This window comes from Micromonospora sp. B006 (assembly GCF_003408515.1).
GTDB lineage: Bacteria > Actinomycetota > Actinomycetes > Mycobacteriales > Micromonosporaceae > Micromonospora > Micromonospora echinospora_A.
The window spans coordinates 3,674,935-3,689,856 of record NZ_CP030865.1; the positions used below are offsets into that span (position 1 = coordinate 3,674,935).

Sequence of the window (14,922 nt, forward strand, 5' to 3'; positions counted from 1 at the left end):
GACCGGCCCGGAGGAGGCGACATGTCACATCGTGTACTGCTCGGCGCGGCCGCCGTCGCGGCGCTCGCCGTGGCCGTGGCCGTCGTGGTCGTCGCGGCGCGCGACGGCGGCGCGGCGCGACCGGCACCGCCCGGCCCGGTGGTCGCGACGCACAATCCGAGCCCGGGCGCCACCGACCCGTCCGAATACTGGACGAGGGAACGAATGCGGGACGCGATCGGCGACTGAATCGCGAATTGCGCTCGCCGGATTGCGTCGGGCCGAATTCGAAGGTCGGCGCGCAGGTACACCGAATTCCGTCCCGCTCACGATCACCGGCCGGGCCCGGGGCGCAATTCCCATTTCAACGGGGGTGAGTGGCGGCGAACGCTCACGGGACGGTGTCGGAGTAGACCTCGACGTCGTAGAGCAGTTGCACGTTGCGGCGGCCGTTGGTGATGCCGACGAAGACCGGGTCACCGGCCGGGGTGCGGCCTTGGCGCCACACCTGCTCCCGGGCCGCTTCCCGCGACTCGTGATGCACGCCGCCATCGCGATGCGTCTGCAGGACGCGGCGGGCGGTGGTGGGGTCGCTGTCGAGGTGAATCCGCAGCAGTGGCATCGTGCGCCCTCCTTGCTCACTGTAGAGGCCGGACCGCCGACTGACCACGCGCGCCTCTCAGCCGGCGGCGCTCTCCAGCACGGCCTTGAGCCGGGCCAGGTCGGCCTCTACGAGCGCGGTGTCCCGGTCGAACTCCGTGTCGCTCATGCCGGGCATCCGCCGCAGGCTGAACACCACCTCGGTGGCGTCGCCGTCGGCGATGGCGCGCAACGGCACGTACACCGTTTCGCCGGCTGGCGTCAGCACCTCGTGGTCGAGCACGCCGTACTCGTTCGCCGGCGCGAACGTCAGTCGCGCCCGCCCCTCGGGTGTGTCCACGAACCACTGGCCGTCGACCCGGGCCACCGAGCCGCCGAGGCCCGGCGCCCAGCGGGACAGGTTCGCCGGGTCGGCGGCGAAGGCGTACACCTGCGCGAGCGGCCGGTCGATGTGGACGGCGAGGTGCCGCGTGTCAGTGGCCATGGGCCGATGGTGCCATGTCTGTCGCACGCGCACGCTACGCTGCCGCCGATTCCGCCAGGCACCCCGAGAGGCAACCCCATGGGCATGATCTTCAACGCACGCCGGCTGTCCGCCGAGGAGCTGGCGGCGGTGCTTGCCGACCCGGAGAAGGTCGGCACCCTGTTCCAGGGTGGCCCGGACGAGCTCGACCTCGACAAGGCGTGGCACGGGCTGCACTACCTGCTGAACGGCACCACGTACGAGGTCCGGGGCGACGCCGGCCCGGCGATCATCGGGGGCGACCCGATCGGCCCGGATCTCGGGATGGGCCCGGCCCGGCTGCTCATGCCCGACGCCGTACGCGCCGTGGCCGCCGGGCTCGACACGGTGGACGAGGCGACGCTGCGGGCCCGCTTCGACCCGGCGGCCATGTCGGAGGCCGAGATCTACCCCCACATCTGGGAGGACGGCGACGACGAGTTCGACGGCTACCTGCTGCCGAACTTCACCGCGCTGCGCGACTTCTACCGCGCCGCGGCCGAGCACGGGGACGGCGTGCTGCTCGCCATCACCTGACCCGCCGGCAACGAGCCGCCGGAAACGAGCCGCCGGAAACGGGTGCGCGAGGACGGCCGGGCGCCGGTAGCGTGCCGGCGTGGGACTCGACGCGTTCGTGTACTGCCGGTGCTGGCAGGACGGCCTCACCACGCCCTGCCCGGTCGAACCGGTCGGCATCGACGAGGAGGGCTGTCTCGCGCTGTTGCTGCAGTGGGAGGGCAACGAGGCCGCGCACCGCGCGTTCGACGCCTGGCAGGCGGAGGCGTGCCCGCACAAGGCCATGGAGCAGGCGAGCGAGCACGTGTCCAACTGGGCCGGTGTGCGGCTGTTCCAGCAGGCGCTACGCGCCGCCGGCCCGGTGCGCTTCCCGACGCTCGCCACCGCGCTCCCGAACCTCAACGGCGGCTCGCTGGAGGCCGACCGGGCGGCGGTGGCGCTCGCCGAGCTGGACGCGTTCGCGCGTACCGACCGGATCACCGACGAGGTCGAACTGATCGACGAGGCGACCGGCCGGGTGCTGATGCAGTACGTCGAGAGCTACCACGGGGTGTTCATGTTCGGCCCGGACTTCCAGGCCGGGGTCGACCCGGACGGCTTCTTCGTCCTCGACCGCGCCGATCCGCCCACCACGCTGTTCCGGGCCGTCCGGTTCGGCCAGCGGCCGCTGGCCGGCGACCGGGTGGAGCTCACCGCCGGCGGGACGCGGACGGTGCTGGCGATGCGGCCGGTGGGCACGCACGGCGAGCCGCCGCCCGAGCGGCTCGCGGTGCGGTCCCGGAGCCGGTCGGGCGACGACTTCGCCTACATCGTGGAGCCGCTGCGCCGGCTGTGTGCGGCGTCCGTGGCGACCGGCAACCCGGTGATGTGGTGCTGACGCGCCGCACTCACCACGGGATGACGCCCGCGTCCTCGAAGTAGCCGCCGGTCGGACCGTCGTCGGGCAGCGTCGCCAGCCGGATCGCGATCGCCGCTCCCTGTTGCGGGGTCCGCACCCCGCGGAAGCTGTTCAGGTCGGTCGCGGTGAAACCCGGACAGCCGGCGTTGATCAGGAGGCCCGTGCCGGCCAGCGCCCGCGCGTACTGGATGGTCACCGCGTTGAGCATGCTCTTCGACGGCGAGTACGCCACCGACAACGGCCCGGTCTGATGCTCGCCCTCCGAGTCGCTCTGCCGGGCCAGTGAGCCGACGCCGCTGGACATGTTGACGATCCGGGGCGACGCCGAGCGGCGCAGCAGCGGCAGCATCGCCTCGGTCACCCGGACCACCCCGATCACGTTGACCTCGACGGCGGTCCGGATGGTCGCGAGGTCGACGTCACCCGGGTGCTGCGGCACGCCGCCGGTCACGCCCGCGTTGTTGACGAGCACGTCCAGACCGCCGGCCTCCGTCTCCAGCAGCCGGGCGGCGGCGGTCACGCTCGCGTCGTCGGTGACGTCCAGCGGTACGCCGAACGCGTCCACGCCGCCCGCGCGCAGCTTCGCGACCGCCTCGGCGAGCCGCCGCTCGTCCCGGGCGCCGACGCCCACCCGCCAGCCGAGCGCGCCCAGGCCGGCCGCGATCTCGTACCCGATTCCCTTGTTCGCGCCGGTCACCAGCGCGACAGTCCGTTCGCTCATGCCCTCGATCCTGGCCGCGGGCCGCACGGGCCTCCAACACCGCTTCGGTGGCGTGCGATACCTGGCGGGTATCGATCCGGGGGTACGGTGGCGGGATGGAGACGCGGGAGCTTCGCTACTTCGTGGCGGTGGCCGAGGAGCTGCACTTCGGCCGGGCCGCGCGCCGCCTCGGCATCGCCCAGCCGCCGCTGTCGCGGGCGATCCAGCAGCTCGAACGCCGCCTCGGCGTGACCCTGCTGGAGCGGGACAACCGCAGCGTCGCGCTCACCGCGGCCGGGTCGGTGCTGCTGCGGGAGGGCCGGGCCGCCCTCGACGCCGTGGACGCCGCCGACCGCCGCACCCGCCGCGCCGGGCAGGCCGCTACCGGTGGTCCCGGGCTGGTGCTGGCGACCAAGGCGGGGGCGTCGAGCGAGCTGCTGCCGAAACTGCTCGACGCGTACGCCGCCGAGCCGGACGCGGTCCCCGTCGAGGTCCTGCTGTGCGGCATCGGCGAACAGGAACGGCTGCTGCGCGACGGGCGCGCCGACGTGGCGCTGCTGCACCTGCCGTTCGACTCGACCACCGGGCTGGACACCGAGGAGCTGATCACCGAACCGCAGGTGGCGATCCTGCCGGCCGGGCATCCGCTGGCCCGGCGGCCGCACCTGCTGATGGCCGAGGTGGAGGCGCTGCCGGACCTGCCGATGCCGCGCTGGCCCCGAGCCGACGGGTCGTATCCGGACGGGCCGGGCCCCGAGGTCCGGGACCACGCCCAGTTGTTCCAGCTCATCGCGCTCGGCCGGACCGTGGTGGTGCTGCCGGAGTCGGCCCGGTCACTGTTGCTCGCCGACCTGGCCGCGGTGCCGGTGCCGGACGCGCCCGCGGTGACCACAGTCATCGCGTGGCCGCCGCACAGCCGGTCCCGGGCGCTGGCCGGCCTGATCCGGACCGCCACCCGCCTCTGACGGCGGCTGCTAGGCGGGCAGCTCCTTGCGCATCTGCTGGGTGACCACCCGGTATCCCGACGTCTCGTACAGCTTGCGCGCCGTCTCGTTGGCGCCGAAGACGTTCAGCTCCAGCGCCTGGGCCCCGTGCTCTCGGGCCGCCCGCTCCCCGGCCGTGAGCAGCGCCCGCCCGAGCCCTCGGCCCCGGTGCCCGGCCGCCACCTCGATGTCGTAGAGGTAGGCGCAGCCGGCGAGGCCGCGCGGATGGGTGAGGCTGATCCACAGGCGCCCGACCGGCGAGCCGTCGGCCAGCACGCCGAGCAGGAACAGCATGCCGGGCGTGGCCATGCCCTGCGGCAGCAGCACGGCGTTCGCCTCCCGCGCGCGGTCGGGCGCCTCCTCCGGAGTCCAGTTGCCGGCGGTGACGTGCTCCCGCGCGTATTCCGCGGTCAACTCGTCCTGCCAGCTGTCGAACTCCTCCGGGGTCATCGCCCGGACGCTCAGCTCGGTCATGCGGCTCAGGCTCTCACGATTCGCCCGCCCGGGCTGCCCCGGCAATCCGTGGCGGCGAGGCGCTCAGTCGGTGGCGGCGCGACGGCGAGCCTCGCGCAGCTTCATGGCGTGCTCCAGCAGCGTGATCAGCACCTCCTTGGCCGACTCACGCTTGCGCGCGTCACACAGCACCACCGGTACGCCCGGGTCCAGGTCGAGCGCGGCCTGCACCTCGTCGAGCCGGAACTTCTTGGCGCCCTCGAAGCAGTTCACCGCCACCACGAACGGCGTGCCGCGCCCCTCGAAGTAGTCGATCGACGGGAAGCAGTCCGCCAGCCGGCGTGTGTCGGCGAGCACCACCGCCCCGAGCGCGCCGAGCGCCAGCTCGTCCCAGACGAACCAGAACCGGTCCTGCCCGGGCGTGCCGAACAGGTAGAGCACCAGGTCGTCGCTGATGGTGATCCGGCCGAAGTCCATCGCCACAGTGGTGGTCGACTTCTCCTCCACGCCGGACAGGTCGTCGATGCCGATCCCGGTCTCGGTCAGCACCTCCTCGGTGCGCAGCGGTTTGGTCTCGCTGACCGCGCCCACCATGGTGGTCTTGCCGACGCCGAACCCGCCCGCGATCAGGATCTTGATCGCGGTAGGCAGCGGCGCGGCGCCCGCCGGCCGCTCAGAGCGCCCGTAGTCCATTGATTACCGCCTCGAAAACGTGCTCGTCGGGAAGGCCGGCGGCGGTCGCGCGCGGCTCGCGTACCTGCACCAGGCTGCGGGCGGCCAGGTCTCCGAGGAGGACCCGGACCGTGCCCACCGGCAGGTCGAGATGAGCGGCGATCTCGGCCACGGAGAGAATCCGCTGGCAGAGGCCGACTATCGCCACATGCTCCGGGCCCAGCCCGGAATCCGATCCGACATCCGCGCGGGTCGCGGTGACCAGCGAGATCAGGTCGAACGTGCCGGTCACCGGGCGGGCCCGGCCGCCGGTCACCGCGTACGGGCGCACCACCGGGCCGGCGTGGTCGTCGACCCACTCCTGCTCCGCGGAGTCCCCCCGGCCGGTCATAGTGCCGCGTTCTCGCCGAGGGGCTGTTCCCGGGTCGGTGACGCGACGAACCGGCCGACCCGGGTGACGAGCATGGCCATCTCGTAAGCGATCAGGCCGACGTCCGCGTCCTCCGAGGCCAGCACCGCCAGGCAGGCGTTGCGCCCGGCCGCTGTGACGAACAGGAAGGAGGACTGCATCTCGATGATGGTCTGCTGCACGTGCCCGCCGCCGAATCGCTTGCCCGCGCCACGGGCCAGGCTCTGGATGCCCGCCGCCATGGCGGCCAGGTGCTCGCCGTCGTCCCGGCTCAATCCGCGGGACGAGGCCATCAGCAGTCCGTCGGTGGAGAGCGCCACGGCGTGCTCCGCCTGCTTGACCCGGCCGACCAGGTCATCCAGCAGCCACGTCAGATCCGCGCTCGAAGCCGTCTTCTGCGCCACTCGTCGTCCTCTTCTTCCCGGCTGTGTGCCGTTCTCTTCCGGTTTGCGTCGCGTCGACGTTCCGGTCAGGTGACCTGCTCGTCCGCGTCGGCCGGCGCACCGCCGGCCCCCTGCGCCCCGCCGAGCAGGCGCGCGGCATCGGTACGGCCGCGTCGGGTGCCGCTCTGGTAGGAGCTCATCATCCGGCGCACCTGCTCCGGTGCACGCGCCGTGTCGTCGTCGTCGGCGGCGTCGTCGTCCGCCTCGGTCTGGTCGTGTCGCAGTTCCGGCGCGAGGCTGGCCTGGCGTACCCGGACCGGCAGCCCGGCGTCGGTCACCGGCGACGACTCCGGCTCAGCCGCCGCAGAGGGAGCCGGCGCGGCGGCCGGGCGGCGTTCCACCACCGCCAGCTCCGTGGTCGGGCCCGCCACCGCCGGCTGCCGCTTGCGGGTACGGGCGGGCAGCCCGGACGGGGTCAGCCGGGGCGCCTGCGTCGCCGGCTCCGGCACGGGCGGGGCCGGCTCGGCCGGGTCGTCCTGTTCGGCGCCACCGTCGGCGCCGGACGCGGTGGCCGGTTCGGCGCCGGCGTCGGCCGGTGTGCTCTGGATGGCGGGCACGGCCGGCTCAGCGGCGGGAGGGCCGTCGAAACCACCGGCGCCGTCGGCGGTGGTGATCAGTTCGCGCGGGATCAGCACCACGGCTGTGGTCCCGCCGTACGCGGATTCCTTGAGCTGCACCTTGACGCCGTGCCGCTCGGTGAGCCGGCTGACCACGAACAGACCGAGCCGGGCGGCGTCGGCCAGGTTCAGCTCGGACCGGTCGACGATGCGCGCGTTGGCGGCGGCCATCTCGTCGTGGCTCATGCCGAGGCCCCGGTCCTCGATCTCGATGGCGAAGCCGTTCGCGACGAGCTGGCCGCGGACCTCCACGGTGGTCTGCGGCGGGGAGAAGGAGAGCCCGTTCTCGATCAGCTCGGCCAGCAGGTGGATGACGTCGCCGACGGCGCGGCCGGTCAGCGACACCTCGCCGAGCGGACGCACTGTCACCCGGGTGTAGTCCTCGACCTCGGCGACCGCGCCGCGGACCACGTCGACCATCGGCACGTTGCGCCGCCAGGCCCGGCCGGGCGTCGAGCCGGAGAGCACGATCAGGTTCTCGGCGTTGCGCCGCATCCGGGTGGCCAGGTGGTCGACCCGGAACAGGTCCTCCAGCTCCTCGGCGTCGTGTTCCCGGCGTTCCATCGCGTCCAGCAGCGTGAGTTGCCGGTGCACGAGCGCCTGGGTGCGCCGGGCCAGGCTGAGGAAGACGTCGCGTACGCTGCGGCGCAGCTCGGCCTGCTCGACGGCGGTGCGTACGGCGGTCTCCTGCACGACGTTGAACGCCTTGCCCACCTGGCCGATCTCGTCGTCGCCGAACTGCAACGGTGGCGCCTCGCGGGCGACGTCCACCTCCTCGCCGCGGCCCAGCCGCTCCACCACGCTCGGCAGCCGCTCGTGCGCCAGGTTGAAGGCCGCCTCCCGCAGCCGTTCGAGCTGCCGCACCAGCGCCCGCGCCGTGGTGATCGAGACGACCACGGAGGCGATGACAGCGAGCAGGCCGAGACCGGCGGCGAGCACCAGCCGCACGATGACGCCGATAGCGACCGGCATGGCGCGGGCCACGATGTCCTCACCGCCGGCCAGGATCACCCCGCGCAGGTCGGCCATCGCCTGCTCGGCGGCGGCCTGCCACGCCGCGGCGGTCACCGGCGGGCGCACGTCGGCGCCCTTGGCCGCGAGGACCCGGTCCTGCAGTGTCCGCAGCTGCTGGAACGCGTCGCCCTCGACCATCCGGTCGAAGCGTGCGCGGTCGGTCGGGGCGAGGTCGCGGGCGGTGCGGTCGGCGAGGAACCACTGCGCGCCGACCAGGCGGGCGAACGCGGTCTGCTCGGCCACGGTGATCCGGTTGGCCGCGATCGCGCCGGTGATCAGCGCGTCCTGTTGGGACAGCAGTTCCCGGGACCGGTTGAGGTCGATGAGCGCGGCGGTGTCCTTGGCGATCTCGTCGTCGTCGAGACCACCGAGCGCGTCGAAGACGGCGAAGATCGCGTCGACCGCCTCGTCGTACGCGGTGAGCGTGGCGGTCCGGTCGATGGTCTTGCGGCTCACGTCGGCGCGTACCTGGCCGATCTGGTCCAGCTCGGTCTTCAGCTCACCGAGCCGCTGCATCAGCTCCTCGCTGGCCGGGACCTCGGTGCGCCAGTCCTGCACCGAGCGCCACAGCGCGGTGGCGGTCTCGTCGGTACGCGCGCGCTGGGCGTCCAGCTCCCGCAGCCGGCCCGGGTCGGACTCGCCCAGGTAGCGCAGCGACAGCCGCCGCTCGGCCTGCAGTTCCTGCAGCAGCGGGTCGCTCGGCTCGAAGACGCGCGCGTTGAGCGCCTGCACGCCGAGCAGGTTGAACCCGTCCCGCACGGTCACCCACGCGGCGAACGCCCACAGCGCGATCAGCGACGCCAGCAGCGCGATGATCTTCGTACGGAGATTCGTACTGCGGGAACCCATCACACCGTCCTGGCCCGGTCTACGGTCGGTCCGAAATCCGATCGACTCCGGCGCACGCTAGCAGCCGTCGTGAACTCCATTCAAGCGATCCTGATCATGGTGGTCCGGCCTCGACGGCGCGACCGGAGGCCGCCAGCACCGCCGCGCGCACGATCTGCGTCGGGCGGTAGAGATCCTTGTCGTGCCATAGTGCCGGTTCGTCGTCGCATCCGTCCAGCTCGGACAGTCGACGTCGGCCGCGGGCGAGCGCCGCGGCGATCCGCGCGTCCCCGGAACGGCCCGCGCCGGCCAGGGCGAGCACCCCGTACGCGGTCTCCTCGGCGGTGCCGTGCCATCGTCCCCAGGAGCCGTCCGGGCGCTGCGTGTCCAGCAGCCAGGCGACGCCCCGCTCGACGGCGGCACGCGCCGTGCCGTCGGGCGCGTGGTCGGCCAGCGCCAGCAGCACCGCGTAGGTGGCGTAGTAGGCCGAGGCGTGCCAGCGGTCCTCCCACCGCCCGTCCGGCTCCTGCCGTTCGAGCAGCCACGCGGTGACCCTGCGGCGCGCGCCGGTGACTCCGGGTCCGCTCGGCTGCTCGCCGAGCGCGTCGAGCACGTGCGCGTTGGTGGTCAGCGACGCGCCGTCCTCCCCCGGCCAGGTGCAGAAGTGCCGCCCGGTGTCGAACCCGGCCAGCGGCCCGACGCCCGGCGCGCGGCCCAGCCGGGCCAGCGCGTAGAGCGCGACCGCCGTGGTGTCCGCGTCGGCGGGCAGGCCGGGCGCGGTGGCCGCGCCGGACGGGCCGACGGCGGCGCGCAGCTCGGTGAGCACCGGCTCGGGCGCGCCGACCGGCACACCGGCCCGGACCAGGATGCCGAGCACCCAGGCGCGCTCGAAGACGGTGATCGGGCTGGCGCAGGGCACCGGGCCGGGCCGGGCCACCGCGCGCAGGTAGTCCAGCGCCGCTCCGGGCTCCGGCCGGCCCAGCCAGGCGGCCGTGGCGGCCGGGGAGGCGCCCACCGCGCCGCTGGCCGCGGGACGCACTCCGGACGCCCGGTACGCGAGCTCACCGGCGACCTCCAGCGCGTGCGCCAGCTTCTCCGGCACAGCCCGCCCGGCGGCCAGCAGCCCGCGTACCCGGGTCAGCCGGTCCGGGTCGAGACCGGCCGGCAGCGGCAGGCGGGGCCGGCCGGCCCACTCGGCCAGCCCGGGTGGCGGCCCGGCCGGTCCGGCGAGGTGCCGGTCCACGGCGGTGAGCAGCGCCGGCACGATCAGGTCGGTGGCCGGGAGGTCGGGCGGGGCGCCGCCGCGCAGCGCGCCGGCCAGGAACGCCAGGCCCCGGTGCGCCGCGGCGGCCGGCGCGGCGGCGGGGCCGTCGCGGCGCAGCACTGTCAGCAGCGCCTCGACCGCGCTCAGCGTCGGCACCAGCGCGTAGCCACCGGCGCCGCCCCAGCCGCCGTCCGGCCGCTGCCGGCCCAGCAGCCAGGCCAGGCGCCGGTCGTGGCCGTCCAGCCAGGGCGCGAGCGCGACCAGCCGGGCGCTCTCGTAGATCGACGGCGACGTCTGCCCGGACGGCTCACCGGTGAGCGCGGCGACCAGGTCACGCGCGGGCGCGGGCCGGGTGGCCGGGCCGGCGGTGAGCGTCACCGCACGCCCCAGAAGTCGGTGCTCCGGTAGAAGCCGGTGGTGAAGCCGAGCTGCCGGGACAGGAAGTCGGCTTCCCGGGGCGCCTCCCCGGCCAGCTTCGCCAGCAGGACGCGGCAGTGGTCGACCTGCTCGGCGAACCGCCGCTCGACCTCCGCCGGGTCGTCCACCAGCAGCAGCGCGTTGAGGTCGCCGGACTCGGCGTCCCGGCGGTGGGTGCCGAGGTCGTTCACCAGGCGCAGGGCCCGCTGCACCTCGTCGCTTACCGGAACGACCCGATCCATCGCCTCGGCGGTGGACACCGATCCGGTGTGGATCCAGTGCGCCACGTTCACCACCGTCGCGGCGAGGTTGTCGGCGTTCGCGAGGTAGTCGGCGAGCGTGGGACGGCCGGTGCGCCGCCAGTCCCACTCGCGGGCCATCGCGTCGAGCGTGCGCTCCATCGCGGCACGCCAGTGGCCGCGCAGCGCCGGGTAGCCGGGCGCGGCCGCCACGTCGTCGCGCAACTCGGCCAGGAACCGGCCCAGCGGGTCGTCGGCGCCGGCGCCGTCGAGCACGTCCAGACAGGTACGGGTGACCCGGTCGACAGCCGCCCGGCTGGTCGCCTGGTGGTCGACCAGCCAGTCCACGGCGAAGCCCCAGAGCACCGCGCGGTTGGTCACGGCCAGCTCGGCGGCGCTGTGCCAGGGGGCGCTGAACGCCATCGCCTGCGCGATGCTGCTGAACAGCGTCGCGTCGAACGGGTCCGCGGGGAACAGCTCGGGGTGCGCGGCGGCGGCCTTGCGCAGGCCGCGCTGGCCCTGTGCGGCGAGCGCGCAGACCCGGCCCTGCTCCGCCGCGGCGGCCAGCGGATCCGGTGTCGGCCCGCCGGTCATGCCCGCTCCGCCCGCCCGGCCGCGACGAGCGTCAGCTCCACCCGCTCGCGCGGCCGCAGCGCCGCGGCCAGCCGCAACCCGGGTACGCCGGGGCGGTGCAGCCGGAACCGGTAACGGCTGAGCATGGTGGCCAGGATGAGCTGCGCCTCCAGGTAGAACAGGTACATGCCGAGGCACTGGTGCGGCCCGCCGCCGAACGGGAAGTGGGCGTACCGGTGGCGGGCCCGGACCCGCTCGGGCCGGAACCGTTCGGGGTCGAACTCGTCCGGGCGGTCCCAGAACTGCCGCATCCGCTGGGTGATCAGCGGGCTGACCGCCATCGTGGCGCCGGGCTCGATCGGCACGCCGTCGATGACGTCCTCGGCGACCGCGCGGCGCGGGATGATCCATCCGATCGGGTAGAGCCGCAGCAGCTCGTCCAGCACCATCCGGGTGTACGTGAGCCGGCTCAGGTGCTCGCGGCGTACCGGCTCGTCGCCGACCACCTCGTCGATCTCGGCGTAGAGCCGCTCGGCCACCTCGGGGTGCTGGTCCAGGTGCGGCCAGGCCCAGGTCAGGACGTTGATGGTGGTCTCGGTGGTGGCGGCGAACATCGCCACTGTGTCGTTGCGGACCTGCCGCTCGTCGAGCTGCCGCCCGTCGTCGGTGCGGGCCTGCCAGAGCGTCGAGATGACGTCGTCACCCTGGTCGGCGGACTCGCGGGTCTCGCGGACGATCGGCACCAGCACGTCGTCCACGACGCGTACGGCGCGGGCGAACGTCCGGTCCCCCGGCATCGGCAGGGACAGCGGCGCGAACGGCACGATGATGCGCGGGATGACGGCGGTGGCGATCCGGTCCTGCGCCTCGATCACGCGCATCGCGTCCGGCACCGAGATCCGGTCGGCGAAGAGCACCTTCATGATCGCCCGGCTGACGATGCGCGCCTGCTCCACGCCGATGTCGACCGGGCGCCCGGCGCGGGCCGGCTCGTCCAGCTCGTCGACCGCGTCGCGGATCGCGTCGGCCATGCCGTCGACGAGCGCCTCCACCCGCTTGGCGGTGAACATCGGCTGGAGCATGCGGCGGCTGGCCGACCAGATCTGCCCCTCGCCGAGGATGCCCTCGCCGAACAGTCGCTTCACCGGGCGCCAGAACAGCCCGTCACCGGCCCGTTCGTAGTTGTCCGCCCGGTCGCGCAGCACGTGCTGCACGTGCCTGGGGTGGGTGACCAGGTACGGCCGGAACGAACCGAGGTTGAGCCGGACCAGCTCGCCGTCGGTACGGTTACCGATGTCGATGAGGGCCCGGGCGGGATCGCGGAGCGCCGCCGGCAGGATCTTCCGCAGCGGCACGGTTCGGGGTCGGCCGGTGGGCCCCGGTGTGTCCGTCGGTTCGGGCACCTGAACGCTCCCTCGGTTGACTCAGGGTCGCGACTCCGTATCGAGCCGTAATGTTGCCCGCGAGCATGCCATCCTGAGCCGCAGATCAAAAGGCAGGTCGGAGGATATTTCACGTAACAACAATCTCTTTGTCGAGAATGGAGCCGGTGGGATGTGCGTCACTCCCGTACACAGTGGTGGTTGCGGAGCGCGAGCGACGCTCACCTAACGCGGACGCCGGCAGAACGCGGGCGCGGACCCGTCCGCTGTGCCAAGCTTCGGGCATGGACGACAAGACCATCCTGAGCCGGATCTCGGAACTCGTCGACGAGGAGCACCGGCTGCGGGCCGACGCGCAGCAGCACGAGTCCGGCACCGACGACGAGGCCCGGGAGCGGCTGCGGGCCCTGGAGGAGTCCCTGGACCAGTGCTGGGACCTGCTGCGCCGTCGCCGTGCCGCGCGCCAGGCGCACGGCGACCCGGACGCCCAGGGCGAACGCCCGGTGCCGGAGGTCGAGCGCTACCTGCAATGACCCGCACGGGTGGGTGTCCCGGGCGGCTCGGCCGCCCGGGACACCCACCCGTCAGCGGATCCCCGCCTCCCGCAGCAGCGCCTCGGTGAGCGCCTCCGGGTCGGTGACGGTGGCGGGCATCCCGCGGGCCGCGAACCAGGCGGCCACCACCCGCACGTCCCGGGCCAGGAACTCGCCGCCCTGCGGGTTGGCCACCACGTCCACCACCTGCGGCAGGTCGATCAGCACCAGCCGGCCCGCGTGCACCAGCAGGTTGTACGGGGACAGGTCGCCGTGGGCGTACCCGGCCCGGGCCAGCACGGTCAGCGCCTCGACCAGCTGATCCCACAGATCGCGCAGCTCGGCGGCGTCGGGGCGGACCTGCGCCAGCCGCGGCGCGGCCTCCCCCGCCGCGGCGTCGCCGACGAACTCCAGCATCAGCTCGGTGCCGAGCAGCTGCACCGGATAGGGCACGGCGATCCGCCCGGAGGCGGCGCCGATCTCCCAGAGCTGGGACAGCGCGGCGAACTCGGCCGCCGCCCACTGCCCGGCGATCATCTGCCGGCCGAACGCGGTACGGCCGGTCATCGCCCGCATCTCCCGCGACCGGCGCACCCGGCGGCCCTCCAGGTAACCGGCGTCGCGGTGGAAGAGCCGGTGCTGGGCGTCGCGGTACCGCTTGACCGCCAGCAGGCAGGAGCGGTCGGTGTCCGGCACGGCGCGGCGGACCAGGTGGACGTCCGCCTCCTTGCCGGTCTTGAGCACCCCGAGCTCGGTGTCCCGGGCGGCCAGTTCGGTGACCAGCCAGTCCGGGTAGGGCTCCGGGCCGTGGACAGCCTGGTCCCAGGAGGACCAGCTGTCCTCCGCGTCGGGCTCGGCGTCCGGGTCGGTGAGGGTCGGCGTGGGCCGCCCCCGCTTCAGGAAGTCGGATTCGTCGTCGAAGCGGCTCTTGCCGCGGCCACGGCGCTGCGGCGCCGGGAAGTCGTTATCGCGCACGGGTGGATCTGTCCTTCGATCGAGGCTGGTGGAGGCAGGTGGAACGACCCTGCGAAGACGGCCATGACCGACCTCCTCTCCTCGACCGGGCATCACCCGGCTGCGCACTCGCGCGGCACCATGCTCGTCCGCGGCCCGGTGCGGGTCAACGGATTTTCCGCCGGTGTGCGGCCTGCCCGTCCGGCCGCCGTGCGGCCCGTCGATCCGCCCTCCGTGCCGCCGGGCGGCCCGTCGACCGGCCGCCGGGTCAGCCGGCCAGCACGGCCGCGACGGCCGCGATCAACCCGTCCTCGATCCGGGTCGGCGCGAACCGGGGGTCCGACCAGCGGCGTCCCCGATGCAGCCAGACGCTGGGCAGGCCCACTGCTGTCGCGCCGCCGATGTCCGCCTCCGGGCTGTCGCCGACCACCCACGCGCCGCGCAACGGCATCCGGGCCCGCTGGGCGGCGAGCGCGAAGATCCTCGGGTTCGGCTTGCTGACGCCGGCCTCCTCCGAGATCACCCAGTCGGCGACGTAGCGGTCCAGGCCGGTCTTGCGGATCTTGGCATCCTGTTGACGGGTCGCGCCGTTGGTGACCACCACCGGCATCCAGCCGGCGTCGGCGGCGATCCGCAGCGCGCAGGCCACCAGCGGATCGAGCCGCATATGCGCCACCACGCCGTCGTGCAACTCGTCGACCAGGTCGATCGAGGGGATGCGCAGCGCGTACCGGTCGCGGATCGCGTCCGCCACGTCCCACCGGTTGGTCAGCCCGTCGGCGTCCACGGACACCAGCCAGTCGAGGTCGACGGGCGGCGCGCCGATGCCCGCCAGGAAGCGTTCTCCCCAGACACGGAACGGCCCGTCGCGGTCCAGCAGGGTGTTGTCCAGATCGAGCAGGAGCAACGGCACTTGGGCACCCTACGGGAACGCTCGGAGCACCGA

At 73.8% G+C, this 14,922-nt stretch carries 18 protein-coding genes; 5 read left to right on the top strand and 13 right to left on the bottom strand.

Features of this window, described 5'->3' with window-relative positions:
* The first annotated feature begins 21 nt into the window (after positions 1 to 21).
* Positions 22 to 228, top strand: coding sequence for a hypothetical protein (locus tag MicB006_RS16255; protein WP_043329680.1), 207 nt, complete (start codon positions 22 to 24; stop codon positions 226 to 228).
* A 142-nt stretch (positions 229 to 370) separates the two neighbouring features.
* Here MicB006_RS16255 and MicB006_RS16260 read toward each other — a convergent pair whose 3' ends face one another.
* On the bottom strand, positions 371 to 601 hold the full coding sequence (locus MicB006_RS16260) for a hypothetical protein (RefSeq protein WP_116507197.1): 231 nt from the start codon (positions 599 to 601) through the stop codon (positions 371 to 373).
* Between the two features lie 57 nt (positions 602 to 658).
* The gene (locus MicB006_RS16265) at positions 659 to 1,063 is read right to left on the bottom strand and encodes an SRPBCC family protein (protein WP_116507199.1); all 405 of its coding nucleotides are present in this window, start codon (positions 1,061 to 1,063) and stop codon (positions 659 to 661) included.
* 84 nt (positions 1,064 to 1,147) lie between these two features.
* On the opposite strand from MicB006_RS16265, the gene MicB006_RS16270 reads away from it, so the two are divergent.
* Positions 1,148 to 1,618 (top strand): YfbM family protein, encoded by a 471-nt coding sequence (locus MicB006_RS16270; protein ID WP_225980388.1) that lies wholly within the window; start codon positions 1,148 to 1,150, stop codon positions 1,616 to 1,618.
* Between the two features lie 79 nt (positions 1,619 to 1,697).
* On the top strand, positions 1,698 to 2,474 hold the full coding sequence (locus MicB006_RS16275) for a hypothetical protein (RefSeq protein ID WP_116507203.1): 777 nt from the start codon (positions 1,698 to 1,700) through the stop codon (positions 2,472 to 2,474).
* 10 nt (positions 2,475 to 2,484) lie between these two features.
* Here MicB006_RS16275 and MicB006_RS16280 read toward each other — a convergent pair whose 3' ends face one another.
* Positions 2,485 to 3,216, bottom strand: coding sequence for an SDR family oxidoreductase (locus MicB006_RS16280; protein WP_116507205.1), 732 nt, complete (start codon positions 3,214 to 3,216; stop codon positions 2,485 to 2,487).
* Positions 3,217 to 3,311: 95 nt separating this feature from the next.
* Between MicB006_RS16280 and MicB006_RS16285 the strand changes: the two genes are divergently transcribed.
* Positions 3,312 to 4,160: a LysR family transcriptional regulator gene (locus MicB006_RS16285; protein ID WP_116507207.1), complete on the top strand. Its 849-nt coding sequence runs from the start codon at positions 3,312 to 3,314 to the stop codon at positions 4,158 to 4,160.
* A gap of 9 nt (positions 4,161 to 4,169) precedes the next feature.
* Here MicB006_RS16285 and MicB006_RS16290 read toward each other — a convergent pair whose 3' ends face one another.
* The 8 genes from MicB006_RS16290 to MicB006_RS16325 form a co-directional block, all read right to left on the bottom strand.
* Positions 4,170 to 4,652, bottom strand: coding sequence for a GNAT family N-acetyltransferase (locus MicB006_RS16290; protein WP_116507209.1), 483 nt, complete (start codon positions 4,650 to 4,652; stop codon positions 4,170 to 4,172).
* Positions 4,653 to 4,715: 63 nt separating this feature from the next.
* Positions 4,716 to 5,324, bottom strand: coding sequence for an ATP/GTP-binding protein (locus MicB006_RS16295; protein WP_073831381.1), 609 nt, complete (start codon positions 5,322 to 5,324; stop codon positions 4,716 to 4,718).
* Positions 5,305 to 5,694 (bottom strand): DUF742 domain-containing protein, encoded by a 390-nt coding sequence (locus MicB006_RS16300; protein ID WP_073831382.1) that lies wholly within the window; start codon positions 5,692 to 5,694, stop codon positions 5,305 to 5,307. The genes MicB006_RS16295 and MicB006_RS16300 overlap by 20 nt, the downstream gene beginning before the upstream one ends.
* Positions 5,691 to 6,116 carry a roadblock/LC7 domain-containing protein gene (locus MicB006_RS16305; protein WP_073831383.1) on the bottom strand — a complete coding sequence of 142 codons (426 nt, stop codon included), beginning with the start codon at positions 6,114 to 6,116 and terminating at the stop codon, positions 5,691 to 5,693. Before MicB006_RS16305 ends, MicB006_RS16300 begins: the two co-directional genes overlap by 4 nt.
* Positions 6,117 to 6,181: 65 nt before the next feature.
* Complete coding sequence (locus tag MicB006_RS16310) at positions 6,182 to 8,635, bottom strand: nitrate- and nitrite sensing domain-containing protein (RefSeq protein WP_116507210.1); 2,454 nt, start codon at positions 8,633 to 8,635, stop codon at positions 6,182 to 6,184.
* Positions 8,636 to 8,729: 94 nt separating this feature from the next.
* A complete protein-coding gene (locus MicB006_RS16315; protein ID WP_225980389.1) occupies positions 8,730 to 10,256 on the bottom strand; it encodes a prenyltransferase/squalene oxidase repeat-containing protein in 1,527 nt (508 codons plus the stop codon).
* Positions 10,253 to 11,128: a terpene synthase family protein gene (locus tag MicB006_RS16320; protein ID WP_116507212.1), complete on the bottom strand. Its 876-nt coding sequence runs from the start codon at positions 11,126 to 11,128 to the stop codon at positions 10,253 to 10,255. The genes MicB006_RS16315 and MicB006_RS16320 overlap by 4 nt, the downstream gene beginning before the upstream one ends.
* Positions 11,125 to 12,462 (bottom strand): cytochrome P450, encoded by a 1,338-nt coding sequence (locus MicB006_RS16325; RefSeq protein WP_192900299.1) that lies wholly within the window; start codon positions 12,460 to 12,462, stop codon positions 11,125 to 11,127. Before MicB006_RS16325 ends, MicB006_RS16320 begins: the two co-directional genes overlap by 4 nt.
* A gap of 311 nt (positions 12,463 to 12,773) precedes the next feature.
* Between MicB006_RS16325 and MicB006_RS16330 the strand changes: the two genes are divergently transcribed.
* Positions 12,774 to 13,022 (top strand): DUF2630 family protein, encoded by a 249-nt coding sequence (locus MicB006_RS16330; protein ID WP_030503278.1) that lies wholly within the window; start codon positions 12,774 to 12,776, stop codon positions 13,020 to 13,022.
* 51 nt (positions 13,023 to 13,073) lie between these two features.
* On the opposite strand, the gene MicB006_RS16335 is transcribed toward MicB006_RS16330, so the two are convergent.
* Both MicB006_RS16335 and MicB006_RS16340 read right to left on the bottom strand, forming a co-directional pair.
* On the bottom strand, positions 13,074 to 13,997 hold the full coding sequence (locus tag MicB006_RS16335) for a serine protein kinase RIO (protein ID WP_116507217.1): 924 nt from the start codon (positions 13,995 to 13,997) through the stop codon (positions 13,074 to 13,076).
* Between the two features lie 247 nt (positions 13,998 to 14,244).
* Positions 14,245 to 14,889, bottom strand: a complete 645-nt coding sequence (locus MicB006_RS16340) for an HAD family hydrolase (RefSeq protein ID WP_116507219.1) — start codon at positions 14,887 to 14,889, stop codon at positions 14,245 to 14,247.
* Between the last annotated feature and the right edge of the window lie 33 nt (positions 14,890 to 14,922).

Bases quoted from the DNA above. Each gene is read 5' to 3' on its own strand.
- MicB006_RS16300 (WP_073831382.1), bottom strand. From the start codon at position 5,694: ATGACCGGCCGGGGGGACTCCGCGGAGCAGGAGTGGGTCGACGACCAC.
- MicB006_RS16320 (WP_116507212.1), bottom strand. From the start codon at position 11,128: ATGACCGGCGGGCCGACACCGGATCCGCTGGCCGCCGCGGCGGAGCAG.
- MicB006_RS16260 (WP_116507197.1), bottom strand. From the start codon at position 601: ATGCCACTGCTGCGGATTCACCTCGACAGCGACCCCACCACCGCCCGC.
- MicB006_RS16310 (WP_116507210.1), bottom strand. From the start codon at position 8,635: ATGGGTTCCCGCAGTACGAATCTCCGTACGAAGATCATCGCGCTGCTG.
- MicB006_RS16270 (WP_225980388.1), top strand. From the start codon at position 1,148: ATGATCTTCAACGCACGCCGGCTGTCCGCCGAGGAGCTGGCGGCGGTG.
- MicB006_RS16330 (WP_030503278.1), top strand. From the start codon at position 12,774: ATGGACGACAAGACCATCCTGAGCCGGATCTCGGAACTCGTCGACGAG.
- MicB006_RS16255 (WP_043329680.1), top strand. From the start codon at position 22: ATGTCACATCGTGTACTGCTCGGCGCGGCCGCCGTCGCGGCGCTCGCC.
- MicB006_RS16265 (WP_116507199.1), bottom strand. From the start codon at position 1,063: ATGGCCACTGACACGCGGCACCTCGCCGTCCACATCGACCGGCCGCTC.
- MicB006_RS16290 (WP_116507209.1), bottom strand. From the start codon at position 4,652: ATGACCGAGCTGAGCGTCCGGGCGATGACCCCGGAGGAGTTCGACAGC.
- MicB006_RS16285 (WP_116507207.1), top strand. From the start codon at position 3,312: ATGGAGACGCGGGAGCTTCGCTACTTCGTGGCGGTGGCCGAGGAGCTG.
- MicB006_RS16280 (WP_116507205.1), bottom strand. From the start codon at position 3,216: ATGAGCGAACGGACTGTCGCGCTGGTGACCGGCGCGAACAAGGGAATC.
- MicB006_RS16295 (WP_073831381.1), bottom strand. From the start codon at position 5,324: ATGGACTACGGGCGCTCTGAGCGGCCGGCGGGCGCCGCGCCGCTGCCT.